This is a genomic window from Granulicella sp. L60, assembly GCF_009765825.1.
Lineage (GTDB): Bacteria > Acidobacteriota > Terriglobia > Terriglobales > Acidobacteriaceae > Edaphobacter.
The window spans coordinates 39,214-64,183 of the sequence record NZ_LMUR01000003.1 but is presented as its reverse complement, the minus strand read 5'-3'; the positions used below and the strand labels follow the sequence as shown (position 1 = coordinate 64,183).

Below are 24,970 nucleotides of genomic sequence, written 5' to 3'. Positions count from 1 at the left end.
GGGTCCCCACAAACAGGTCTTCGTTCGTGGGGTGGCCGAGAGCAGTGGGCCCGTCCGGCAGGACAAGCCTGTAACGCAAACCAAGCCCTCCACTGTGTAAAATGTCGTCTCGTAGTCCTTCATCACTCGAACCGTCTCAGGAGACAGCACCCATGATCAAGTTGACCCCAGGAAAACTAGCCGGCCTCAAAGCCGTCTCCGACCATCGCGGCGTCATCGCCGCTGCAGCCATGGACCAGCGCGGCTCCCTCCAGAAGTCCCTCGCCAAGGAGCGCGGTGCCGCCGCCGACGCCCACGACCTCGAAGAGTTCAAGATCCTCGTCACCTCCGTCCTCACCAAGCACGCCACCGGCATCCTTCTCGATCCTGAGTTCGGCCTCCCCGCCTCCAAACACCGCAACGGCAAGGGCCTCTTCCTCGCTTACGAGAAGACCGGCTACGACGCCACCACCCCCGGCCGCCTGCCCGACCTCCTCGACCTCTGGAGCGTCCGCCGTCTCAAGGAAGCCGGCGCCGACTGCATCAAGATCCTCCTCTACTACACCCCCTTCGAGAAGTCCCCAGTCAACGACCTCAAGCAAGCCTGGGTCGAACGCATCGGCGACGAGTGCATCGCCCACGACATCCCCTTTTTCCTCGAACTCGTCGGCTACGACGCCCACGGCGGTGAGGAAAAGTCCCTCGAATACGCCAAAAAGAAGCCCGAAGTCACCTCCGGCTCCATGGCCGAGTTCGGCAAGGCTCGCTACAACGTAGACGTCCTTAAGGTCGAAGTCCCCGTCGAGATGGCCTTCGTCGAAGGCACCAAGTCCTTCAAGGGCGAAAAGGCCTACACCCGCGCCGAGGCTCTCCAGCACTTCCGCGACGCCGCCACCATGACCCACAAGCCCTTCATCTACCTCTCCGCTGGCGTCTCCAATCCCGTCTTCATCGAAACCCTCGAACTCGCCGTCGAATCCGGCACCACCTTCAACGGCGTCCTCTGCGGCCGCGCCACCTGGAAGGACGGCATTGCCATCTATGCCAAACAAGGCGCAAAGGCCTTCGAAGATTGGCTCAATACCACCGGCGTAGAAAACATCACCAACGTCAACAACGCACTCAAAAACGCCCACTCCTGGCACGACAAAGTCGACTCCAAAGGCTAGTCACCCCGGCTCATCTATCGTCCACAGAAGCGCCACAGCAATGTGGCGCTTTTTCTTGCCCTCTGCCACCCTCTAACTCACCTCTAGGCAGTATCGGCCTATAGCCGGAGCGCATGTGATGGATTGATAGAAAGCGTCATCCTGAGCGGAGTCTCTCGCGGTTTCATCGCGAGAGGCGCAGTCGAAGGACCTGCCATACCCTCAACGTGCCAATACTCTCTCCTTACCTCGCACCACATCCGAACCAGCTCCGCATCGCGCTACAGGTCGATACCACCTAGCGGCGATGAGACTCTCCCGGGCTTTTTTCTCTAAATTCTTTACAATCAAAAGATATGTCAGGGATTGAAAAGCCAGCGATAGAAAAGATCGAGAGTGAGAAGCAGCGGTACAGTCCGTCCGAGATAGAGCCGAAGTGGCAGACCCGCTGGGACGCAGACGCCTCACTGTACGCCGCCGAGGGCCACGACTCCGGCAAGCCGAAGTACTACTGCCTGGAGATGCTGCCCTACCCAAGCGGCGCACTGCACATGGGCCACGTCCGCAACTACGCCATCGGCGATGCCCTTGCGCGACACATGTGGATGCGCGGCTTCAACGTCCTGCACCCCATGGGCTGGGATGCGTTCGGCCTTCCCGCAGAGAACGCCGCGCTAAAAAACAAAGTTCCCCCACGCCAGTGGACCCTCGCGAACGTCGCCGCCATGAAGGTGCAGATGCGCCGCATGGGGCTGAGCTACGACTGGTCCACCGAAGTCACCACCTGCCTCCCCGACTACTACCGATGGAACCAGTGGTTCTTCCTCAAGATGTTCGAAAAGGGCCTCGCCTACCGCAAGAAGAGCAAGGTCAACTGGTGCCCCGAGTGCCAGACCGTACTCGCGAACGAGCAGGTCGTAGGTGGATGTTGCTGGCGCCACGAAGACACCGTCGTCGAGCAGCGCGATCTAACCCAGTGGTTCTTCCGCATCACACGATACGCCGACGAGCTTCTCCAGGGATTAGACAAGCTCGAAGGCTGGCCCGAAAAGGTCCGCACCATGCAGCGCAACTGGATCGGCCGAAGCGAAGGCGCGCTCGTCGACTTCAGCGTCGCCGGCAGCGATGCCAAGGTCACAGTATTTACCACGCGCGTCGACACTATCTTCGGCGCAACGTCAGTGCAGCTTGCGCCAGAGCACGCCGTATCCAAAGCATTCGCACTCGAAGATGACGCGCTGCGAATCCAGATCGAAGAACTACTAGAGCAGCAGAAGAAAGCACGCGAGACCGACGCATTAGGCGCCATCGAAAAGCACGGCGTATTCACAGGCCGTTATGCGATCAACCCATTCAACGGCGAGCGCGTGCCCATCTGGGTCGCAAACTACATTCTCGCCGATTACGGAACCGGCGCAATCATGAGCGTCCCCGCGCACGATGAGCGGGACTTTGAGTTCGCCCAGAAGTACGCACTTCCGATGCGCCGCGTCATCGCTCCCAACGTAGATACCAACGACCTCGCCCTACCCTACACCGGCGAGGACGAAGCAGTCCTGATCGACTCCGGCGAGTGGACCGGCGAGAACTGCCTCGAGGCCCAGGAGAAGATGGCCGCGTTCGCCAAGTCAAAAGGATTTGGCACCCCCACCGTTACATATCGCCTGAAGGACTGGGGCGTCAGCCGTCAGCGGTACTGGGGTACGCCAATTCCGATGGTCTACTGCGACACCTGCTCGCCCGACGAGCCCTTGCCCGTCTCCGAAAGCGAGCTGCCGATCCTCTTGCCCGAGCAGATCGACATCACCCAGACGAACGGTTCCCCCCTCGGCCGCGTCGCGGAATTCGTCAACGCAAAGTGCCCCAGGTGCGGCGGAGCTGCGCGACGCGAAACCGACACGATGGACACCTTCGTCGACTCAAGCTGGTACTTCTACCGCTACACCGACGCCAAAAACTCAACCGCTCCCTTCGACTCCGACAAGGCAAACTACTGGTTCCCCATCGACCAGTACATCGGCGGCGTAGAACACGCGATCCTCCACCTCATCTACTCACGCTTCTGGACCAAGGTGATGCGCGATCTCGGATTGATCAACAACGACGAGCCCGCGGAGCGCCTGTTCACCCAGGGCATGGTGATCAAAGACGGCGCAAAGATGTCCAAATCCAAGGGCAACGTCGTGTCGCCCGACCTGATGATCGAACGCTACGGCGCCGACGCAACCCGCATGTACGCCCTCTTCGCCGCGCCACCGGACCGCGATCTGGAGTGGCAGGAAGAAGGAGTCGCCGGCATCAGCCGATTCCTAAGCAGAGTGCACCGCCTCGTAACCAAGTACGCCGCCACATGCGCCACGCCGAATGCTCCGAGCGAAAGCTCCGAGACCTCGGCAGGGCAAGCCTTGCTGCGAAGACTGCACCAGACCATCGCCAAGATCACGCACGACTTCGATGGCCGCTGGCACTTCAACACATCCATCTCGTCCATCATGATTCTCGTAAACGAGATCACGGCGAACGAGTCTGCCATGGACGCAGGCGAGGTCTCGCCCAGCGCGATGGCAGAGGTACTTCGCGGCCTCACCCTGCTGCTCGCCCCCTTCGCTCCATTCCTCGCCGCCGAACTCTGGGAGACGATGGGCGGCAATGGCGTCGTCTTCCGCACGCAATGGCCCATAGCCAACGAAGATCTCGCGCGTGAGGACGAAGTCGAAATCCCAGTGCAGGTCAACGGCAAGCTGGTCAACGTAGTAAAAGTCCCCGCAGAAAGCGATGAAGCGACAGTAAAATCCGCAGCCCTCGCCGATGCAAAAGTAATCGCCCGAATCGAAGGCAAGACAGTAGTCAAAGTAATCGTAGTGCCGGGCAAGCTCGTCAATCTCGTGGTGAAGTAGTGGATCAGATCTCGCAGGACGGAGTCGTAGTTGCAGGAACCGTGCGCGGAACGCAGTCCTTCGTGCACACGCTATCCGAGTGCTGGCGGCGCCCATCGCTGACGGCACTCGAAGTTCTCTGGCGCTGGGCCTATGGAATCCCCGCGCTCCTCATCCTTCGCTACGAAGCCCTCAAGATCCTGCAGGCAACGCCACTCGACTACGGCGCCCTGCGAAGCATGACCGTACTCGACCCTATGGCCTCCGCCGTAACCCTCGCAAAAGCGCTAGCCCTGCTACTGCCGCCAGTCCTGCACTTAGCCCTGTGGCTCGCACCTCTACTCGTGGTCACATGGGTCGTCGTCTCCTCAGTGGGCCGAACCATCGTCCTGCGAAGAGCAGACAGCCGAATGCACCGCCGCATAGGCACACTGATCGTGCTGCAAGCCATTCGCGTCATTGCACTTCTCGGAAGCTTCGCAGTGTGGTTCTGGGGCATGGAGCGAGTAGCCGAGTGGACGGTCACCGGGCCGATGGCCAGCGGTGGCGAGCCAAACCTCGTAGCCTACTTCTCCCTCGTCATCGTCGCGACGCTCGGCCTCTTCACCCTATGGGCCGTCATGAGCTGGGCCCTCTCCGTCGCCCCTCTGCTTGCGATGTTAAAGGGACTAGGAGTACGCGCAAGCCTCGCCGCAGCCTTCCGTCTCGGCCCCTTGAAGTCGAAGCTAGTAGAGATCAACCTCGTCATGGGAATCGTCAAGATCGCGTTGATTGTATTGGCGATGGTCTTCTCGGCGACCCCTCTGCCCTTCGAAAGCGTCACCACGCCCGAGTTTCTCATGGGTTGGTGGATCGGCGTTACCATGCTCTACCTATTGGGCTCGGACTTCTTCCACGTAGCCCGGCAGGTGGCCTATCTTCAACTTTGGCGGGCGTACGAGTACTAAAGTTATCTCGCCTCCGCACCAAATCATGCATCATACTCTCCACGGGTCCCCTTAATTCCCATTCGGAGAGAGACTATGTCCTCTGCGTTTTATGCCTTCGGATCACTAGCTCTAATCGCTGCTGTGTCCTACATGGCTTACCTCATTCACATCCCTGCGGCCTACATTATTGCCATCGCCGTCATCATGCTCGGCATCGGCGTAGTCAACGGCATGGAGAACGCACGCCAGAAGGACTCGAACTACTAAGCAACGCAACCTCGCTCTGCCGAAGACAAGGCGAAGCCGCGTCGCGTTTACACTGGATGTGTGGATACCTCAACGATTGTCATTCTGGACTTTGGATCGCAGTACACGCAACTCATCGCGCGGCGTATACGCGAGTTCAACGTCTTCTCCGTCGTGCTTCCCTGCACCGCTCCACTCACGCAGATCAAAGCGCTGAACCCGAAGGGCATCATTCTCTCCGGCGGCCCCTGCTCCGTCTACGACACAGACGCGCCCGCCGCAGACAAAGCTGTGCTCGACATGGGCGCTCCCATCCTTGGCATCTGCTACGGCCTGCAGTTCATCGTGCACAACCTCGGCGGCAAGGTCGTAAGCGCAGCCGCCCGCGAGTATGGCCACGCCGAAGTCACAGTCGTAGCGGAGACGCCGCTCTTCCACGGTCTTCCCGGCGAGATGAACGTCTGGATGTCGCACGGTGACGAAGCCGAAACACTGCCCGACGGCTTCTCCCTCACCGCCAAAACCGCCAATGCCGTTGCCGGAATCGCGAACGAAGCTCGGAAGATCTGGGCCGTTCAATTTCATCCTGAAGTCGCGCACACCCGCCAGGGGATGGAGCTGCTAAAAAATTTCTGCCTCGACATCTGCGGAGCCAAACAGGATTGGACCCCCGAGCACTTCATCCAATCCACCGTCGAGCGAGTTCGCGCACAGGTCGGCGAAGGACATGCGATCTGCGGTCTAAGCGGAGGCGTAGATTCGAGCGTGGCCGCAGTTCTGGTCGCCCGTGCCATCGGAAACCGCCTGACCTGCATCTTCGTGAACAACGGCGTCCTGCGCAAAGATGAGTTCCTCAAAGTGCAGACGACGATGCGCGAACAACTAGGACTGAACGTCGTCGCCGTCGATTCGAGCGAACGATTCCTGACAAAGCTCGCCGGAGTCACCGATCCAGAACAGAAACGAAAGATAATCGGAAACGAGTTCATCGCCGTATTCGACGATGAGGCAAAGAAGATCTTCGAAGCCGAAAAGAGCTCCGGCGAAGAGATCGCATGGCTCGTCCAGGGCACACTCTACCCAGACGTCATCGAGTCCAGCAGCGTCCACGGCCCCTCACACACCATCAAGAGCCATCACAACGTAGGCGGCCTGCCTGCAGATATGAAATTAAAACTCATCGAACCACTCCGCGACCTCTTCAAAGATGAAGTACGCCGGATCGGCCGCGACCTCGGCATGCCGGAAGATATTATCGAACGCCAGCCATTCCCCGGCCCAGGCCTTGCTGTAAGAATCCTTGGCGAAGTCACCGCAGAGCGCGTAGCGATTCTGCAAGAGGCCGACCAGATCGTGGTGGACGAGATCAAAAAGGCCGGCCTATACCGAAAGGTATGGCAGAGCTTCGCGGTCCTGCTCCCCGTCAAAAGCGTCGGCGTCATGGGAGACCAGCGAACCTATGCAAACACCTGCGCAGTGCGCGCCGTCGAGAGCGAAGATGGCATGACCGCGGACTGGGCTCCGCTACCGTACGAGGTGCTGCGAACGATCTCAAGCCGAATCGTGAGCGAGGTCCGAGGAATCAATCGCGTGGTCTACGACATCACCTCGAAGCCCCCCGGAACAATCGAGTGGGAGTAGAAGCAACAATCATCCTGCCGACCAACGGGAGGCCCACCCGAAGGGGTATATACGTCACGAAGTGACCTCCCCACGAGCAGTGGGACCGTCCGGCAGGACAAGTCTTTAAGCTCCAAGCACTACCCCGCCCCCAGCGTCCTTAACACCCCAACATTCCTCGCCTCATCTCCCGGAGCGTCCACCGGCGTCTCCGCAATAAACGCCGCATGAGCAAACCGCTCATCGTGCAGCAGCTTCCGAAACACCTCCGCCCCAATCGTCCCCTCGCCGATATGCTCATGCCGGTCGAGCTTCGAACCCATCGCCGCCTTCGCATCGTTGCAGTGCCACACCTTCACCGCCTCAAACCCCACCGTATCCCCCACCACCATCATCGTCTCGACGTACCCATCCGTCGAAACCAGGTCATACCCCGCCACATGCACATGGCACGTATCCAGACACACTCCCACCGGCGCGCAAGGCTTCAGCCTCTCCACCAACTCCGCCACCTGCTCCAACTTCCCTCCCAGCGAAAACTCCGCTCCCGCCGTGTTCTCAATCAGAATCCGAAACTCCTTCCCCGGCGCGGCCGTCTGAGAAAAATCAATCCCATCCACCGCCTTCACAATCGACTCCGCCGCCAGCCGCAGCCCCTCCTCCCGCGTCAACCCCTTCCAGCTCCCCGGATGCAGCACCAGGTACTCCGCCCCCAGCGCCATCGCCCGCTCCACCTCACCGCGAAACGCCCCCACGCTGTTCTCCCGCACACTCTCCGTCTGGCTGCACAGATTAATCAAGTAGCTCGCATGCACCGACACCGGCCCCACATCATGCTTCGCTCGCAGCTCCAGCATCTTCTTCGCATCCTCCGGCTTCACCGCCGCCGCCCGCCACTGCCGCGGACTCGAAGAGAAGATCTGAAACGTATTCGCCCCCGCCGCCACCGCACGCTCCACCGCCGTCCACGTTCCACCCGCCGTCCCCACATGCACGCCAATCCGCTTCCTGCCTGAACTCTTCATCCCTCAAGGCTATCCCACCCGCAAAAAATAGTCCCATCCCCCTGTCACATTTTTCGCAGCCAAAATAATCACCTCCACCCAACCATCTCCACCACACAAACCACCACCTATTCACCACCAAAAGCCACCACGAAACTCACCGCACTCCCAAAACCCCCTTCAAAACAAAAGGAGAAAGCCCCTAAAACCTACACCCACCACCATCAGAAAAAAATGCAAAAATGCTATGCTCGTCTCACCTGAAAGGTAAGCCCATGCCCGCACCACAAAGCTTCAAAAATCACACCCGCTTAGACCCCCTCTTCCACTTCGTCATCATCCCCCTTCTCCTCCTGAACCTCATCTTCTCCATCTACATCACAGTCCACAACTGGCCCGCCTACCGGCACACCCATCTCTGGTGGATCGTCATGGCCATCGTCTTCCTTCTTATGGCTGACCGCGCCCGTGGCAGCGCCCTCAAGGCCCAGGACCGCGTCATACGCCTCGAAGAGCGCCTCCGTCTTCACGCGCTCCTCCCCGCCGAAGACCGCGCCCACATTGATGAACTTACCGCCAAACAGCTCACCGCCCTCCGCTTCGCCTCCGACGCAGAGCTACCCGCACTCGCCCACAAAACCCTCACCCAGAATCTCGAACCCAAAGCCATCAAGCAAAACATCACCGACTGGCGCCCCGACCATCACCGCGTCTAACCCTTTGTCCTGCCGGACGGGGACGCGTATACCTGTCAAGCCCGCGCAAGCAATATCAGTCCTCTCGCTAGTCGGAATCATCTTTATTGCCGACCAACGGGAGGCCCACCCGAAGGGGTACAAAGGTCACGAAGTGACCTCCCCACGAGCAGTGGGCCCGTCCGGCAGGACAGCATCTTTCCCAGCCTCCACCAAAAGCACCAGCCCATCCACCCCGCGCACCGAAACAAAAGCCCCAGCACTCACCGCCGCAGCACCACGCAGACTCGCCTGCCACAGCTCCCCGCGAATCTCCACCTGACCATCCGGCGCCAGCGCAGTCCGAGCGATCGCAACCGCGCCCACCATCGCCTGCGGCCCCGTCAGCACCTTCCCTCGCCGAGCCTTCAGCGCAATCCACGCCAGCCCAAACGTGATCACACCAAACCCCAGCCCCGCACCCACAGCCGTAGCCGTATGCACGCGCAGCTCCGGAATAGGCCCATCCACCAGCGTAGCCAGGCCAAACACCAAACACGCAATACCTGCGAACGCAAGCACACCATGGCTGGTGAACTTAATCTCGAGCACCATAAGAAACACCGCAGCCAGCAGAAGAACAACAGCCGTATGGCGAATCGGCAGCAGATTCAAACCAAAGAGCCCAAGCAGAACAAACAGCGTACCCAGCGACCCAGGCACAACCGTCCCCGGAACATTAAATTCCAGGTAGATAAGCAGCGCACCAAGCACCATCAGCAACACGGCCACATCAGGATTCGTAAGCTTGCTCAGCAGCCTCTCGCGCATAGACGGCGCAACCACCTCGATCGCCGCACCACGAAGATGAAGCGTCTGTGTCGTCCCGTCGAAGCGCCGCACCTCGCGATTGTCGAGAGCATCAAGCAGCGTTGAGTCATTCGTCGCCACCAGATCGACCAGCTTCAGCTTCAGAGCCTCTTCATCGCTATAAGACTTCGAATTACGAATCGCATCCTCAGCCGCTTCAACATTGCGTCCACGGCGCGCGCTATACGACCGAAGAAACGCTGCAGCATCGTTTTCGATCTTCGCCTTAAGGATCGGATCCAGCGTCCGGCCCTCCACAATCGGATGCGCAGCCCCCGCATTCGTACCCGGAGCCATCGCCGCAATGTCAGCAGCCTCCAGCAGAAAAAATCCTGCCGACCCAGCGCGGCTGCCAGTCGGCGAAATATAAACGATGACCGGAACGGAAGAGTTCTCGATAGCCTGAACCATTACGCGAGTCGACTCAAGCAGACCACCCGGCGTACCAAGAGAGACAAGCACCGCCTGTGCATGCACCTTTGCGGCTTGCTGAAGACCGCGTTGAAGGTAGTCAGCCGTGATCGGCTGGATGGTGTCGTGAATCGTGAGCTTCACCACAGTAGATGTCTGCGCATGAAGAGGAAGAAGAACTAAAAAGAGCAAGAAAATTGTAAAGACAATGTCCTGCCGGACGGACCGCCTGCGCAGCGGGCGGGCGTTCGCACGCCTCTTTAAACCGTTGGGTGGGCCTCCCGATGGTCGGCAATCATCCTCATCCCGACCAACGGGAGGCCCACCCAACGGGGTACAAAAGTCACGAAGTGACCTCCCCACGAGCAGTGGGCCCGTCCGGCAGGACAAATCCGTTCTCATGGCAAAGCCTGCCCACGAGTCTGCAGCGCCTGCTTCATCCCCAGCGCAGCCGAGTCCTTAGGATCGATCTGCAGCGCCTTCTTCACATCCGACGCAGAAGACTCCAACTGATTCGCCTGAAGATCAAGCCGCGCCAGCACAAGATAAGCATCCGTGCTCGGATGCAGCCTGATCGCCGTCTGAGCCTCCGCCCGCGCGTCCGCACTATCGCCGCTATGTTCCCGCACCTGCGCAAGCCCCGCATGAGCCGCAGCACTCGAAGAGTCAGCAGAGATCGCCGTCTGAAACTCGTGCTCAGCCTCAGGAATCAAACCCTGCGCAAGATAGTCGTGCCCAAGCTGTGCGTACTGCGCAGCTTGCTCCGCCGGAGGCAGCGTAGCCATCCGGGCAGCGCGCATCTGGTCAAGCTGGAATGCCGCCTGACGAAACGAACTTTCGGAGTACGTCCGTCGAATCCGCTCAAGCGGATCGAAACTCGGCACTGTGTCAGTGGAACTCGCAACCTTCGCCGCAGCCGGCAGCGCCCGCCCCGCAGAGATCATAGCCTTCAGCTGCGTCGCCTCCGTATCGGTAGGCCGCAGCTTCAGCGTCTGGTCCACCTCACGCTGCGCTCCCGCAAAGTCGCCTCGCCGAAGCAGCGCCACAGCCACGTTGTAGTGATAGTCCACATCGCTCGGATCAGCAGTCGACGCCCGTTGAAACAGCGGAACCGCATCGTGCCCCTGACGGCTCGAAGCCACAGCCTGATTGTTCACCACCTCGGGCAGCGGAAGCCTGCTCGCAACGAAGGCAAACGCAGACTCAGCCTCCGCATACTTCCCTGAATTAAATCGCGCCAGCCCAATATAAAATCCCGCCTCAAGAGCGCGCCGATCCGAACGTTGAATCTTCGCCAGCGTCGTCGCAGCCTGGTCGTAGTCGCGCTGCGCAAACTGCGCCTTACCCAGCGCAAGCAGCGCAGCCGGATAGTTAGGATTCTCCTGCACCGCCTGTTGCAGCCGCTTGATGCGCTCCTGCGCCGTCGTAGCGTCGGTCCCACGAATATAGTTTTCAAACGCACTCAACCGAATCCCCTCAGAAGACGAGAGAAAGGTCTGCTGCGCGATGTTGAAATGAGGATCGATCTGCCGCGCAACCTTCCACGCAATCGCGTTCTCCAGGTCGAACAGCCGCGCCAGCGGACTCGAATCAACCAGCGCCTCCGACAGCTTTAGCTTGTTCACCTCAAGCACCTGCGCCTGCGCCGCGATATGGTCGTTCTCAATCGTGTAGCTCCCCACAATCACGAAGTCGGCATCGAGCGTCTGGGCGATGCGAATAGTCGTAGCCCGCGACGGACGAAAATCAATCGGCAGCCCAAGATGATCCAGCGCATACTGTCGGTCATCGCGCGTAATCGTAAGAAACCCCGAAGAGGTAAGCCGCTGATTCAGCGTGTCGGGAAACGAATCGCCGATCCACCCAAGGTTCGACTGCCCGGAGCGATTGTCGAAGGGCAGCACCAAAACAACCCGCCCGCCCGTGTCAGCAGACGGCGCGGACTGAGAATGTGCAAAAGGCGTGCAGAGGAGCAGAAGAGTCGGCAGAATGCGGCGAAGTGTGTGGAGGCTCAGCACACGTATGAGTATAGAGCGTCGCGTTCTACAGACGAACCACCTGCCCGTTCGTCAGCGCAGGCTCGCCTCGACGATACGCGGAAAGTGAATCACCGCCGCCCACTCCCCCCTGCGATGAGCCTGCCACACCACCTGCCCATGAAGAATCGCAGCCACCTCCGACGGCGGCAGATCATGGTGAAAGTCGAAGTACTTCGTATCGTCTGACTGATTGCGTCGCCCAAGATCAACCTTCTCTGCCGGCGGCTCCCACTTGGTCGAAAAGATCAGCGCAACGTCGTAGCTTCCCGGATCAGCCGCAGCCTGTTGAATCTGGTCCGCAGCAAAGTTCTGCAGCGCGACTGTCTTCACCGGATGGTCCGTATAACCAAGCTCCGGACGGCTCAACTCCGACGTCGCAGGCCACGCCGTCAACACCGTCGCCGCTGGATAGTGCTGATCGATAAACCGTACAGCATGCTGATGAAGCACGATCATATCGCGATACGTCAGGTTGTCCTCAGGCGCAAAAGCATACGGCGGATTGATCCAGATCCCCGCCAGAAACGCCGCCGCGCTCAGTCCCGCAATCAACAGCCACCGCTCCGGCATCCGCCGACGCCAAGTGTTTACGCACACCACCAGCACCAGCGGAAACATCGGCAGAAGATATCGAGTCAGCAACGCCCCGCCAAGCACCGAAAACGCGACCCAGTTCGCCAGCAGCACAATCCCGATAGCCTTAAGCGCGGGACGCGAAATCGGCAGCCTTTTATTCGTCGCCGCCACCGGAATCAAAGCCGCCGCAATCGCGCACACCACCGGCACGAACATATTCATGTGCGCCGTCAGGTGCAGCAACCGGTGATAAAGACAAAGCAAGATGCGGTAGACCGTAAGATTCGCCGTCGCGTTGTAGCGAAGAAACTCAGGATTCCCGAACACAAATCCAGTCCGGTGAAAGTGATACGCGTACCACGCCACCAGCGGCAGAATCGGCAGAGCCAGCGCCCCAGCCCACGCCAGATGCAGCCGCCGCAAAACCGCGTCCCCCCGATCCTTCAGAAACAGATCCCGGAGAAACAGATAAATCTCCCACCCCGCAAGCGCAGCCGGAGTAACAATCGCGGTCTCCTTCGAAAGCACCGCCAGAGAAAACATCCCCGCCGTCCACAGCGCACTCCCATGCGAAATCGGCGCAGCGACGCCACCTTCAACATCCGCCCGATCGAAGTAAAAAGCCAGTCCCCAAAGCGTAAACGCCGCCGCAAAGATATCCGCATGCGCCAGCGTACTCTGCGCAAACCACACCGGATAGATCGCCGTCAGCACCACCGTAACCGCCGCCACCGGCGTACTCGTAAGCTCCCGTGCCAGCTTATAAACGCCCAGCAGAGCCGCCGCCGCAACCAGGCACACCAGCGTGCGCGTCCCGCTCACCACATAGCCCGAAAGATGCCACCACCCAGCCAGCAGAATCGATGGCAGCGGCGGATGCGCGTTCGTCACCGTGCTCTGCGGAATCAGCGTGCCCGTGCGAAAAAAATCCCACGCCGCCGGAATGTAATACCCTCCCTCGTCCCAGAAATATGGCAGACGAAGCAGCCGGAAGTGCGAGAGATACACCGCGACAAAAAACAGCGGATAGAGCATCCACAAAGGAATGTCTGCCAGCCCACCGTCACCGCGATCATCAACTGCACTGCCTGGAGGTCGCACGCTTTTAGTGAACAGGGCCGTCCACTTGCGGAACAGGCTCGAGCGACAGCGTGCCGAACGTCTGCTCATACTGCGACAGGTTATGTCCAAGCACGTTCCACAGCGCCTTTGCCTGCTGCGGGCTCAGATAGATGCCCTGGAAGTTCTTCACGTTCAGCTCCTCAGGGTTGTCCTGCGACATCGTGCCGAAGACAAGGAAGAAGTCCCACACGCTCATCCGAACCTGCACGCTGTTGGCATAGCCATCGCGATAGTCCTCGGTAGTGGTGAGCTTGAGCTGGGGCTGGTCGGCTTGAGGATTTTGCTGGCTCATCGAATCTCTTTTCCATCAGGTTTTGCTACAGAAATTTGGTGCGGGAGAAGGGACTCGAACCCCCACGGATTGCTCCGCTTGGACCTAAACCAAGTGCGTCTGCCATTTCGCCACTCCCGCATCGCTGCTTTGCGTCAACTCACGTATCGCAGCGGGCCGATCTCCAGTCTAATCGGAACTCGAGCCTTCGCGCTGCTTCAGTATAGCTGCCGCGCCGCCTTGTGGAAGCCGCGAATCCCCTCCGACTGCTTCTTTTGCCCGGAAAGCGCATGCATTTTCGCACGATGCGTTTTACCATAGAGAGATGACTGAAGTTGTGGAACAGGAAGCGAAGGCTGCGACCGGGCACGCGTCGAAGTACACACGCAACAACCCGTTTATGTCGACCATCACGGTGAACGAGCTACTCACAGGCGAGGGCTCCGAGAAAGAAACCCGCCACGTCGAGCTCACGCTGGACGAAGGCATGACCTACACCCCAGGCGATGCCGTCGGCATTCTGCCCGAGAACCGCCGCCAGGCCGTGGACGAAGTCCTCAAAGCTCTCGGCTTCAAAGGCGATGAGCGCGTGCTCGATCACTACAAGGTCGACATCGATCTCGACGAAGCCCTGCGCACCCGCCTCGCCATCGGCAAACTCACCCGTGGCAGCGTCACCCAGTTCGCCAAGCTCGCCCCCGAGATCGAAGGCCTCAAAGTCATGACCGGCCCCGACAACAAAGCCCGCGCCGAAGAGTACTGCTGGGGCCGCGAGTTCGTCGACCTCGCAACCGACTTCCCCGGCATCGTCAAAGAGCCGCAGCAGCTCTTCAACATCCTCGCCCGCCTCACCCCGCGCATGTACTCCATCGCCTCCAGCCAGGTCATGCACCCCAACGACGTCCAGACCACCGTCCGCGTCGTCCGCTACGACGCCCACGGCCGCGAGCGCCAGGGCCTTGCTAGCGGACACCTCGGCGAGCGCGCCCCCCTCGGCGCCATCATGCCGATCTTCCTCCACGCCAACCAGAACTTCCGCCTGCCCGAAGACAACTCCGCGCCCGTCATCATGATCGGCCCCGGCACCGGCATCGCCCCGTTCCGCTCCTTCCTCGAAGAGCGTCAGGCCCTCGGCCACCCCGGTGACAACTGGCTCTTCTTCGGCGAGCAGCGCGAAGCCCTCGACTTCTTATACAAAGATCAATTCCTAGGAATGCAGAAGGACGGCGTACTCACTCGCCTCGACACCGCCTTCTCACGCGATCAGGCTAAGAAGGTCTACGTGCAGGACCGCATGCAGGAGCGTTCCAAGGAACTCTATGACTGGCTCGAGCGCGGAGCCTACTTCTACGTCTGCGGCGACGCAACCCGCATGGCGAAAGATGTAGAACTTGCCCTGCTCGATGTCATCGCCAGAGGCTCCAACGGCACACTCGACCACGCGGCAGAGTATCTCGCCACGATGAAGAAGCAAAAGCGGTATCAGCGAGACGTCTACTAAAGATAGAGAAGATAGGTCCTGCCCGACGGGCCGCCTGCGCAGCGGGCGGTCACTTCGTGACATGTATACCTTGTCGCGGCAGGATCATCACCCAACGTCCTACCGCTGGTCGGAGTCAACATCGCGCCGGCCAACGGGAGGCCCACCATCCTCAACCTGCCACGTCTAAAGTACACAAGTCACGAAGTAACCACCCCACGTGAAGTGGGTCCGTCCGGCAGGACAGAGTAGACTAAAAACAGCAGTTTTCGCCTAAGGGAGTTTCGTCTTGATGTTGAATGTACCTCGCCTGTTCTGTGCCCGGAGTGTCATCTTCTGTCTGCTGGTAGCCTCGGCAGGATCCATCGCAAACGCTCAAGTGTCCCAGAACCCGGCCCTCGACAAACAACTCTCCCGCCTCGATCTCGCCGTCAGCGGCATCGGCGTCCTCAACAGCAACTCCAGCGGCACTGCCGTCGTCGAAGCCGTACCCACCACCGTCAGCCTGCACCCCGGCAACACCGTTGGCGCCCTGGTCACCGTCCGCTACACCGTCAAGCCCTTCGTCGGCTTTGAGTTCAACTACGGATACGCCCGCTACACCGACACCTTCACCCCCCTCGGCATCCTGAATCCCCCATCCTCCGGCGGTATCCAGCAGAACGCCGCCGAATACACCTTCGGATACGTCGTCCACGCACCGAAGAAGTACTACGGCATCAATCCATTCGTCGCCGTCGGTGCCGGAACCACAGACTTCCGCCCCACCCCCGGCGGCGGTCTCGGCTACCTCCCGCAGGCCCGCGCCACCTACTACTACTCCGTCGGTGCCGAAGCCCTCGTCTCCACCCACTTCGGCGTTCGCGCCCAGTTCCGCGAAGCCTTCTTCAAAGCCCCGGACTTCGAGACCAACTACCTCACCATCCAGCAACACACCACCAGCATCGAACCCGGCTTCGGTTTCTTCCTCCGCTTCTAGCCACACACAAACTCAGAACTCAAGACGAGGACATGCTTCCGGGCATGTCCTCGTCGTCTTTAGACCTGTCAACCCCATCCCAGCCCTCAGATCCCAAACATCATTTCGTAACATATTGAAATAGAAACACTTAAAAGCCAAAACAAAACCACCAAACCATGACGTATTAGTTTCACTCCATCCACTAGAATAGAAGTAGGATCAAAAAAAGGTCGGACTCCAGGGCTCAGCACACACGCTGAGCCCTAAGTCGTTTTATAAGAAATATTTACCCGTAAGCCGTTTAGAATGAGAATTTTGCACGTTCCAATTTTAGTATATGGCTGTATCTAAATAACTTAGCTACACCTACCCCCAGGGGAGGGGGGTAACCCATGAACTGACAGCCGCCGCGCCTCCCGCTCCGTACCGGGTAACGAGCTTGAGACCTGCCCGGCCTCCGGCCCTCGCATCTGCTTTACAATCGCAACGGGTGTGCCAGCTTCCCGGCTCGCCAGAGGTTCCACCAAATGTCGCTCCCACTCCTGTTCGCCGTCGTCATCGTCCTGCTCTACCTTGCCAACTCCCTGAATATCCTGAAGGAGTACGAGCGAGGCGTGATCTTCCGCCTGGGCAGGGTGAAGGAGGCAGCCAAAGGACCGGGCGTCATCTGGGTCTTCCGTCCGCTCGACCAGATCGTCCGCGTCAGCCTCCGTCAGGAGGCCATGGAAGTCCCCCCGCAGGACGTCATCACCCGCGACAACGTCACCCTCAAGGTCAACGCCGTCATCACCCTCCGCGTCGTCGACCCCACCCGCGCCGTCATCGAAGTCGCCAACTACATCTACCAGACCTCCCAGTTCGCCCAGACCACCCTGCGCTCCGTCCTCGGTGAAGTCGATCTCGACGGCCTCCTCGCCCACCGCGAAGCCCTCAACCTCCGTATCCAGAGCATCATCGACGGCCACACCGCACCCTTCGGCGTCAAAGTCGTCTCCGTCGAAGTCAAGCAGGTTGATATGCCCGAGAGCATGCTGCGCGCCATGGCCAAGCAGGCCGAAGCCGAGCGCGAGCGCCGCGCCAAGATCATCCACGCCGAAGGCGAGTTCAACGCCGCCGCCAAGCTCGTCGAAGCCGCCGCGCTCATGGCCACCCAGCCCATGACCCTCCAGCTCCGCTACCTCCAGACCCTCACCGAGATCGGCGTCGAGAAGAACACCACCATCGTCTTCCCCCTCCCCATGGAGCTGATGAACCTGCTCAACCGAACATTCACGCCCTCCGACTCAACCCCTGACGCCACCAAGGAGAAGGCCTGACAGTGAACACCCTATACGACAGAGACCGCGACTTAGACGATCTTCACGACATCGACCCACAGGACCGTGAGATCTCCCTCGGAACCACCACCATCATCGGCATCTTCCTCGGCCTGGCCCTGCTCTGCGGAGCCTTCTTCGGCTTCGGATACTCCCTCGGCCGCCGATCCGCGCCTCCAACTACCGCCGCGTCAGCCTCCGCCGCCTCAGACGCCGTCTCTTCAGACACCGACAGCGATAACTCCAAGCCCTCACCCGCCAGCCCGCTGACCCCATCCGCCGCGAACAGCCGCCAGCCGTCTTCCACAGACGCCGCCTCAGACGCCACTGACCAGCCCGCGGCAACGTCCCACGACGTCTCCGCCCAGACCACGAGCCAGCCTCAGGCCGCCCTGCTCAGAACAGTAGTCTCAACCACCGACACCACTAAGCCCGACACCACTAAACGTGCTGAAGCACCTTCCAAACCAGGTCCCCCGCCGCCACCCGCTCCAGCAGTCTCACCCACCGGCACCGCCGTAGTGCAAGTCGCCGCCGTCTCCCACCAGGAAGATGCGAACATCCTAGCAACTGCCCTCAAAAAACGCGGCTACACCGTAGCCATACACCAGACCCCGCAGGACAAGCTGCTCCACGTACAGGTCGGCCCCTTCGCCACGAAAAAAGACGCCGACGCCATGCGCCTTCGCCTGCAATCTGACGGCTACAACGCCATCGTCAAGTAGTCCGCCGGCTTCATCTCCTCCGGCAGCGCCTGTGCAATCGCGTTCCTTACCGCCCGCATCAACTCCTCGCGCGTCGCGTAAGCTGACGACTCGATCGCAGGCAGCAATTGAATCCGCGCCAGACCCGGCTCGATCGCATTGCTTCCCTTGCGCATCATTAGCTGCGTACCCGAGAGTGCAATCGGCACAATCGGAGCCCCCGTCTGCTGCGCCAGGAAGAACGGACCTTTCTTAAACGTAGAGAGCCTTCCATCCGGCGACCGCGTTCCCTCTGGGTAAACCAGGATGTGCAGCCCCGACTGCAGAGCGTCCGCAGCAGCCGAAACGCTCTCTTTCGCCGCATCGCGCCTGCTTCCGCGCTCTACCGGCACAAACTTGCCCAGCTGCATCGCCTTTCCCAGGATCGGAATGCTCATCAGCTCCTTCTTCAGCAACACCGAACTCCGACCCGGCAACAACGGAAGTACCACCGGCGGATCAAGGTTCGAGACATGGTTGCACATGAAGATGCAGCTTCGACCCGCCGGAACATTCTCCAGACCCGTCATCTCAATCCGGATACCCGCAGCCCGCACCCCCGCGTGAGCGATCCACATCGCCACCCGGTACATGCGGCTGACATCGCCAACCATCAGCGTATAAGGAATCCCTATCAGCCCCGCCGCAGGGCCAAGGGCCAAATAAACAAAAACAAGTTTTAGCGTCGCGAACATTCCATCTCAGAGGATATAGCAGAAACAGCAGCCCATCCGCTCCATCCGCAGATCACCCCGCAAACGAACAGTCGCCAACGAATCACTCAGCGAGCTTTCGAGCGCCAAGCGCAGCCGGAAGCTTCTCGTAGATCCCGCCAAAGCCGCCGTTCGAAAGGATCGCAACAACGTCCCCCGACGCAAGCAAAGGGACCATTGTCTCCACAATCGCATCCGCATCATCTCGCAGCAACGCAGGAATTCCACGCTTATCCAGCGCCGCAACCACATGCTCAGGATGCAGCCGTTCCGCCGCAGGAATGCTCTCCGACTTGAACACCGCAGCCATCATCACGCGATCGGCAAGCGCCAGACTATCGACCAAATCCGTCTCGAAGACGTTGCGGCGAAGCGTATTCGAACGCGGTTCCAGCACCGCCCACAATCGCTGCCCCGGATAAGACTCACGCAGCGCACGCAGCGTCTCACGAATCGCAGTCGGATGATGAGCAAAGTCGTCGATGATAGTCACACCATCCACAACCGCGCGTATCTCCAGCCGCCGCTTGACGCTCTTGAACGTAGCCAGCGCCTCGACGATCGCCTCCACCGGAACTCCCTGCCCAGCCGCCAGCGCAGCCGCTGCAGTAGCATTCAGCGCATTGTGTGCGCCAGCCATCGGCAGCGCAAGCTCTGCAAACGGCTCGCCGCCACGCGCCAAATTCCACCGCGTAAGAGAACCTTCATGCCGCATATCCGAAACGCGCCAGTGAGAGTCTGCCGCAAATCCATAGCGCTCCACCATACAGAACGCTTTTGCAACACACTCCGTTACATTTTCGCTGCCGTCAAAGGCAACGATGCGCCCCCGGCGCGGAATCAGATTCACCAGTCGTTTGAACGCAGTCTTCACCGCCTCAAGATCGGCATAAATATCCGCATGGTCGAACTCAACATGGGTAAGAATCAGCGCGTCAGGAAAGTAATGCAGGAACTTCGGTCCTTTGTCGAAGAACGCAGTATCGTACTCATCGCCCTCTAAAATAAACGGCTTCGTACTCCGCACCATGAAGCTCGTGCCGAAGTTCTCCGCGACGCCGCCGATCAGAAACGACGGAGCAAGTGCATCATCCTTGCGCGATGCAACCTCGTAGATCCAACTCAGCATACTGGTCGTAGTCGTCTTCCCATGCGTGCCCGCGACCACAAGCGGCTCGCGTCCTCGAAGAAACTCATCGTGAAGAATCGACGCCATCGAACAGAATGGAATGCGCGTATCAAGAACATGTTCAAGCTCGACATTCCCGCGCGAGATCGCATTGCCGACAACAACCAGATCCGGCCGCGGCTCCAGATTCCTCTCCGCATAAGGCTCGTACACAGCGATGCCAAGCGACGCCAGCAGGTCGCTCATCGGCGGATAGGCCGCCGTGTCTGACCCCGTGACACGATGCCCCTGAAGCTGCAACATGCCCGCAAGAGACGCCATCGCCGTGCCGCAGATGCCGATGAGATGAATATGTTTATTCTTTTGCATAGTGGAAAGGCTCAACCCTAAACCGTGACCGCACCTTCAAGAAAGTGCATACGCTGGTTCCCCGCCTCTTCGAAGTCAAGCGAGACAGCAACCCCAAATGGAAGTGTGATGTTCGCATGACTGACATGCCCGCTGCGCAAGCCAATGCCAATCGGTCCTACAAAATCTCGAAGCGCATGGAGTATCGCCCGATCAAGATAGTCTTCTTCCTCTGCAGCGACGCACTGACGCATATCGCCAAAGACAATACCTGTCACATGTTCGAGCAACCCGGAGTAGCGCAGATGAAGCAGCATCCGATCCCATTGGTACGGCTTGGTGCCAATATCTTCAAGAAAAAGCACACTCGGCCGTTCGATCCGCGGAGTATACGGAGTACCAAGAGCCTCCGCAAAGATAGAGAGACACCCTCCAGCTAAAACGCCCTTAGCGCGCCCCGGACGAAGCACGCGAATCCCATCTGCCTCCGAAAGAAACCACGGCGACAGCATCTGCAGACTATGCTGCCAGCTTGCACCATCGACACCATCGTCACGCGAAAAGTCCGCCGCGACCATCGCACCATAGAAAGTAATCAGCCCAACCTCATTGTGAAGCCAGGTATGTAACGATGTGTGGTCGCTATAGCCAATAAAGATCTTCGGATTCGCACGTACGAGCGCAGCATCGAGATAAGGAAGCAGCTCAGCCGAGCCCCAACCTCCGCGCGTGCACACAATCCCATCCACATCCGGATCAGCGAATGCATTGTGCAGATCGCGAAGCCGGTCCTCGAGCTTCCCCGCATAGTACAGTGGCCCCTTGTCCAATGCATGACGCCCCAGAACCGTCTCATAACCAAGCCCCTGCAAATGCTCGATCCCCTGCTGCACTAGATCTGCCTTCGGGGTACTCGCGGGCGAAATAACAGCCAGCCTCGCCCCGGGGCGAAGTGCCCGAGGCTTCACCGTCGGCATCGCCGAAAAGGTCGTCACAGCGCAAACACCTCACCCCGGCAGATGATCTCCGCTGGCCCCGTAAGATGCATCACCGCATCGTTCGCGGGCCACACAGTGCGCTGCGAGCCACCCTCCGCAACAGCCGTCAACTCACGATCCACACCCCGCAGCATCATCGCAGCAGACGATGCCGCACAGGTCCCCGTACCCGAAGAGGTCGTCGGACCGCAGCCACGCTCGAAGATCCGGAACACAATCTCAGACGGCGACAGCACCCGAACAAACTCAACATTCGTCCCATGCGGAAACAGAGGGCTGGTGCTGATCTTCGCACCTAAGTCCTGCCACGTATGCCCGTGCGTGCCAAAGTCATCCGCCTCGACAAAAAGAACAAAGTGAGGATTCCCCACATTCACCATCGCCCCCGCCACATCGCCGACGCCAGGCACCACAATCGTGCGCGGCATCACCCGCGGAACACCCATTCCGCTTTCAATCAGATACTGTGGATCATCCGCTTCGACGACATGACAGGTTCGCAAACCGCCATGCGTCCCAAGGGCCACGTCACGCCTTCCCTCACTACTCGCGAGCCACGCAGCGACACAACGGGTGCCATTGCCTGAGAGCTCCGCCTCGCTACCGTCCGCATTGAAGAGCCGCAGAAAAAACTCACCGTTGGCCTTACGATCAAGAAACTCAATGCCATCCGCGCCAACGCTGGTATTGCGTGTACACAGCCTACGCGCAAGGTCAGCATGGCGTCGCTGCGCCAGTGCCTCATCGATGATCAGAAAATCATTGCCACACGCGTGCGCTTTGACGAAAGAAATCATGTGCTCTTACTCTGCCTCAGTACTCGGCGTTCTATTACTTCACTGGCGATGTTATCGTTCGGTTCGACTGATAGATGCGAGCGCAGGCCTGGCCCGTCGTACAAAGAATGGAAAGCTCTGTCAAATTCTCCGGATGTCGCGCAACCGCATCCGAAACAGGATCGCCCGTAATCGCGATTACATACGAAGCATGTTCGGATGGCGCAGCCAGCGCCGCATGGAAGCTATCGTAATCACCTTCATTCAGCGTCCGGAGAAGAGGAATACCCGCGTCCTGCAACGCTCCAACATGGTCCGAGTTGTACATCAGGATCGACGCCCCAGAGGGCAGAATGCGCAACTGTCGCGCCAGCGCACTCTCAAAAGCAACGCGCGTAGTCGAGTTGACTTGGGCTTCTTTCAGGACAAGAGGCGTACGGTGGTACATCATGCCAAACGCATTCAGAACAACCAGAAGAAGAGCAATAGGTTGCATCAACCGAAGCACGAGCGGCTGCTTCCCGCCCCATCGCCCCTCCAGCCACTGCACTGCGATGAAAGTAAAGATCGCAAGTGCAGGAAGCAACTCCATGCCATACCGCGAGTTGTAGTACGAGTGAGGCCAGAGCTGCGGAATAAAGATCGGCACCGACCCATAGGCGACAGAGTAGATGTAGAACGGCAGCGGAATCCACAGCAACAACGAAGACAGCACCATGCGACGTCGAACGGCAAGTACTAACCCCGCAACCGCCGCCGCCATCACTAGAAATCCTGTCTCCCAAAACGCCGCATCGACCTGCGCCGTTCGAGTGTAAAACAGCAGCGCCCACGCAGGATTGTGCCATCCGCGATGATGATGCCCATTGGGCGGCATCGTCTTCTTCTCAATCGCGGTAGCCGAGTAAGGGCCGCGAATAAAGTCGAACGGATCATGCAGAAAGTGTTGGTTATAGGCCAGCCAGCTAATTGGGCCCGCAACAGTAAGCAGTGTAAAGACCGCGAAGGCCGGAACAACCCTGCGCCAGAGAGCTTGATTCCGCGCAAGAACAAACGTGAGCACACACCATGCTGCTGCACCAAGAATCCAGCCATCATAGCGCGTGTACACCGCAGCCATAATGAAGATCCCGACTAAGATTAACCGACTGCTCGCCACTGCAGGCCGCTCGGCGCGAATCGCAGCAATGCATTCCACCGTAAGCAGCGTCGTCCATATGAGCAGCGCAAGAAAGAGCGGCTCCGTCATCGCCGTCGTGGAAAGATAAAGAAGATTCGGATTGAGTGCGTAAAATGCCGTTGCGACAAAAGCCCATCGCGGAAAAAGAAGATGACGCGAAAGCCGATAGAGCCCAGCGACACTCGCGATATAGCAGATCAGCGAAGGCCACGCTCCGGCAAGGCCGTTCTGCCACCACTCCAACTTCTGCACGAACGGAAGCATCAGTAGATGCGGCAGCGGAAGCCACACGCCTCCAAGTTGAACCAGCCCAGGATTGCGTGAATCGAGAATACGCCGCGCAATTCCAAGGTGCGCGACAGCATCTCCATACAGCAGCAGAAACCCGTGCGAGAAGCAGAACAGCAACGCAACAAAGGAGAGAAGTACAGCCGCCAATGCAACCGGAAAAGTCTCCTCGCGCGTCGCCGGACGAATCTCGTTAGGATTCGCAGGCGTCACGTCAGCCGCCTTGGCGCGCGCCACCGACGCCGCGCCAAAGTATCTGGATGCTCTGGACGATTTAGGCGCCCGCGTAGTCAAGGTGCGAGATCTCCTGGAAAAGTTTGAAGCGATCGTCGATCTCCTGACGAGATACATTCTGCAGCCGCTCGGTGCCGAAGCGCTCCACCGCAAATGATCCCATTACCCCGCCATAGAACATCGCCGTACGCAGCACAGCCGGCGTCAGCTCCGGCTGCGATGCCAGATAGCCATAGAAGCCACCAGCAAAAGAGTCGCCTGCGCCAGTCGGATCAACGACCTCGGCAAGCGGCAGCGCCGGTGCCCGGAACGGATGCGACACCTTAGCCTTGCCCGGAAAAGAGTGTTCGCCAAAGAAGGCAGTAGCACCGTACTCGCCGTGCTTCACCACCAGCGTCTTCGGCCCCATGGAAAGAACCTTCTGGGCAGCGAGAACAAGATTGCGCTCGCCCGCCAGCATGCGAGCCTCGCCGTCGTTGATCAGCAGCACATCCAGCTCGCGAAGCACCTTGGCAAGATTCGCAGCATGATCCGCAATCCAGTAGTTCATCGTATCCCCGCAGACCATGCGGACATTTGGCATCTGCATCCGGACACGGGCCTGAAGAACAGGATCAATGTTCGCAAGAAAAAGAAATTCGCTATCCTTGTAAGCCTCCGGGATCTTCGGATCAAAAGTTTCGAAGACATTAAGATCAGTGCCAAGCGTCTTGGCCTCGTCCATGTTCCCCGAATACGCCCCAGTCCAGTGAAAGCTAAGACCATTCGATCGCTCAATACCCTGAATGTCGATGCCCCGGCGCGTGAAGACAGCTTCATGCTCCGCAGTAAAGTCTTTGCCGACAACAGCGATCACGCGCACCGGCGTAAAGTAGCTTGCAGCTAATGAAAAATGGGTTGCCGCACCACCCAGACAATCATCCACCTTACCGTGGGGCGTCTCAATATTGTCGAATGCAACCGATCCTACGACGAGAATGGCCATAAACTCCCTTTTCAATAAAGCAGTTTCAAATTCGTAACTATATCAGGCACATAA

21 protein-coding genes and 1 tRNA gene are annotated in these 24,970 nt (G+C 59.2%); 10 read left to right on the top strand and 12 right to left on the bottom strand.

Going from position 1 to position 24,970, the window contains the following annotated elements:
• The first annotated feature begins 155 nt into the window (after nucleotides 1-155).
• The 5 genes from GSQ82_RS00985 to guaA all read left to right on the top strand — a co-directional run bounded on the left by GSQ82_RS00985 (nucleotide 156) and on the right by guaA (nucleotide 6,819).
• Entirely contained in the window at nucleotides 156-1,148 is a 993-nt protein-coding gene (locus GSQ82_RS00985) for a tagatose 1,6-diphosphate aldolase (RefSeq protein WP_174243024.1), read from the top strand.
• A gap of 335 nt (nucleotides 1,149-1,483) precedes the next feature.
• Nucleotides 1,484-4,024 (top strand): leucine--tRNA ligase, encoded by a 2,541-nt coding sequence (gene leuS, locus GSQ82_RS00980; protein WP_158790162.1) that lies wholly within the window; start codon nucleotides 1,484-1,486, stop codon nucleotides 4,022-4,024.
• Entirely contained in the window at nucleotides 4,024-4,950 is a 927-nt protein-coding gene (locus tag GSQ82_RS00975) for a hypothetical protein (protein WP_254061331.1), read from the top strand. Before leuS ends, GSQ82_RS00975 begins: the two co-directional genes overlap by 1 nt.
• Before the next feature lie 75 nt (nucleotides 4,951-5,025).
• Entirely contained in the window at nucleotides 5,026-5,199 is a 174-nt protein-coding gene (locus GSQ82_RS24475) for a hypothetical protein (RefSeq protein WP_174243016.1), read from the top strand.
• A 60-nt stretch (nucleotides 5,200-5,259) separates the two neighbouring features.
• Complete coding sequence (gene guaA, locus GSQ82_RS00970) at nucleotides 5,260-6,819, top strand: glutamine-hydrolyzing GMP synthase (protein WP_158790161.1); 1,560 nt, start codon at nucleotides 5,260-5,262, stop codon at nucleotides 6,817-6,819.
• A 119-nt stretch (nucleotides 6,820-6,938) separates the two neighbouring features.
• Here guaA and GSQ82_RS00965 read toward each other — a convergent pair whose 3' ends face one another.
• A complete protein-coding gene (locus GSQ82_RS00965) occupies nucleotides 6,939-7,823 on the bottom strand; it encodes a deoxyribonuclease IV (protein ID WP_158790160.1) in 885 nt (294 codons plus the stop codon).
• Between the two features lie 254 nt (nucleotides 7,824-8,077).
• On the opposite strand from GSQ82_RS00965, the gene GSQ82_RS00960 reads away from it, so the two are divergent.
• Nucleotides 8,078-8,518, top strand: coding sequence for a DUF6526 family protein (locus GSQ82_RS00960; protein ID WP_158790159.1), 441 nt, complete (start codon nucleotides 8,078-8,080; stop codon nucleotides 8,516-8,518).
• Nucleotides 8,519-8,644: 126 nt separating this feature from the next.
• Here the strand turns inward: GSQ82_RS00960 and GSQ82_RS00955 are convergent, their stop codons facing one another.
• The 5 genes from GSQ82_RS00955 to GSQ82_RS00935 form a co-directional block, all read right to left on the bottom strand.
• Nucleotides 8,645-9,904 carry a nodulation protein NfeD gene (locus tag GSQ82_RS00955; RefSeq protein WP_254061330.1) on the bottom strand — a complete coding sequence of 420 codons (1,260 nt, stop codon included), beginning with the start codon at nucleotides 9,902-9,904 and terminating at the stop codon, nucleotides 8,645-8,647.
• 251 nt (nucleotides 9,905-10,155) lie between these two features.
• Entirely contained in the window at nucleotides 10,156-11,775 is a 1,620-nt protein-coding gene (locus GSQ82_RS00950) for a tetratricopeptide repeat protein (RefSeq protein ID WP_254061329.1), read from the bottom strand.
• 51 nt (nucleotides 11,776-11,826) lie between these two features.
• Nucleotides 11,827-13,407: a glycosyltransferase family 39 protein gene (locus GSQ82_RS00945; RefSeq protein ID WP_158790396.1), complete on the bottom strand. Its 1,581-nt coding sequence runs from the start codon at nucleotides 13,405-13,407 to the stop codon at nucleotides 11,827-11,829.
• Nucleotides 13,408-13,477: 70 nt separating this feature from the next.
• Nucleotides 13,478-13,786: a DUF3467 domain-containing protein gene (locus tag GSQ82_RS00940; RefSeq protein WP_158790158.1), complete on the bottom strand. Its 309-nt coding sequence runs from the start codon at nucleotides 13,784-13,786 to the stop codon at nucleotides 13,478-13,480.
• A 36-nt stretch (nucleotides 13,787-13,822) separates the two neighbouring features.
• Nucleotides 13,823-13,906 (bottom strand) — tRNA-Leu (locus GSQ82_RS00935).
• Nucleotides 13,907-14,090: 184 nt separating this feature from the next.
• Between GSQ82_RS00935 and GSQ82_RS00930 the strand changes: the two genes are divergently transcribed.
• The 4 genes from GSQ82_RS00930 to GSQ82_RS00915 all read left to right on the top strand — a co-directional run bounded on the left by GSQ82_RS00930 (nucleotide 14,091) and on the right by GSQ82_RS00915 (nucleotide 18,247).
• Nucleotides 14,091-15,266 carry a sulfite reductase flavoprotein subunit alpha gene (locus tag GSQ82_RS00930; protein WP_158790157.1) on the top strand — a complete coding sequence of 392 codons (1,176 nt, stop codon included), beginning with the start codon at nucleotides 14,091-14,093 and terminating at the stop codon, nucleotides 15,264-15,266.
• A gap of 271 nt (nucleotides 15,267-15,537) precedes the next feature.
• On the top strand, nucleotides 15,538-16,224 hold the full coding sequence (locus GSQ82_RS00925; protein ID WP_158790156.1) for an outer membrane beta-barrel protein: 687 nt from the start codon (nucleotides 15,538-15,540) through the stop codon (nucleotides 16,222-16,224).
• Between the two features lie 509 nt (nucleotides 16,225-16,733).
• Nucleotides 16,734-17,522, top strand: coding sequence for a slipin family protein (locus tag GSQ82_RS00920; RefSeq protein WP_158790155.1), 789 nt, complete (start codon nucleotides 16,734-16,736; stop codon nucleotides 17,520-17,522).
• Nucleotides 17,523-17,524: 2 nt separating this feature from the next.
• Nucleotides 17,525-18,247 carry an SPOR domain-containing protein gene (locus GSQ82_RS00915; protein ID WP_158790154.1) on the top strand — a complete coding sequence of 241 codons (723 nt, stop codon included), beginning with the start codon at nucleotides 17,525-17,527 and terminating at the stop codon, nucleotides 18,245-18,247.
• On the opposite strand, the gene GSQ82_RS00910 is transcribed toward GSQ82_RS00915, so the two are convergent.
• From GSQ82_RS00910 to GSQ82_RS00885, 6 genes are all read right to left on the bottom strand, one after another.
• Nucleotides 18,226-18,960: a 1-acyl-sn-glycerol-3-phosphate acyltransferase gene (locus tag GSQ82_RS00910; protein WP_158790153.1), complete on the bottom strand. Its 735-nt coding sequence runs from the start codon at nucleotides 18,958-18,960 to the stop codon at nucleotides 18,226-18,228. The two genes, GSQ82_RS00915 and GSQ82_RS00910, sit on opposite strands and share 22 nt — an antisense overlap.
• 82 nt (nucleotides 18,961-19,042) lie before the next feature.
• Nucleotides 19,043-20,476, bottom strand: a complete 1,434-nt coding sequence (gene mpl, locus GSQ82_RS00905; RefSeq protein ID WP_158790152.1) for a UDP-N-acetylmuramate:L-alanyl-gamma-D-glutamyl-meso-diaminopimelate ligase — start codon at nucleotides 20,474-20,476, stop codon at nucleotides 19,043-19,045.
• Between the two features lie 17 nt (nucleotides 20,477-20,493).
• Complete coding sequence (locus GSQ82_RS00900) at nucleotides 20,494-21,450, bottom strand: LD-carboxypeptidase (RefSeq protein ID WP_254061328.1); 957 nt, start codon at nucleotides 21,448-21,450, stop codon at nucleotides 20,494-20,496.
• Nucleotides 21,447-22,250 carry a diaminopimelate epimerase gene (dapF, locus tag GSQ82_RS00895; RefSeq protein ID WP_158790151.1) on the bottom strand — a complete coding sequence of 268 codons (804 nt, stop codon included), beginning with the start codon at nucleotides 22,248-22,250 and terminating at the stop codon, nucleotides 21,447-21,449. Before dapF ends, GSQ82_RS00900 begins: the two co-directional genes overlap by 4 nt.
• Before the next feature lie 34 nt (nucleotides 22,251-22,284).
• Entirely contained in the window at nucleotides 22,285-23,991 is a 1,707-nt protein-coding gene (locus tag GSQ82_RS00890) for a glycosyltransferase family 39 protein (protein ID WP_254061327.1), read from the bottom strand.
• Complete coding sequence (locus GSQ82_RS00885) at nucleotides 23,972-24,916, bottom strand: PfkB family carbohydrate kinase (protein ID WP_158790149.1); 945 nt, start codon at nucleotides 24,914-24,916, stop codon at nucleotides 23,972-23,974. The genes GSQ82_RS00890 and GSQ82_RS00885 overlap by 20 nt, the downstream gene beginning before the upstream one ends.
• Nucleotides 24,917-24,970 lie beyond the last annotated feature (54 nt).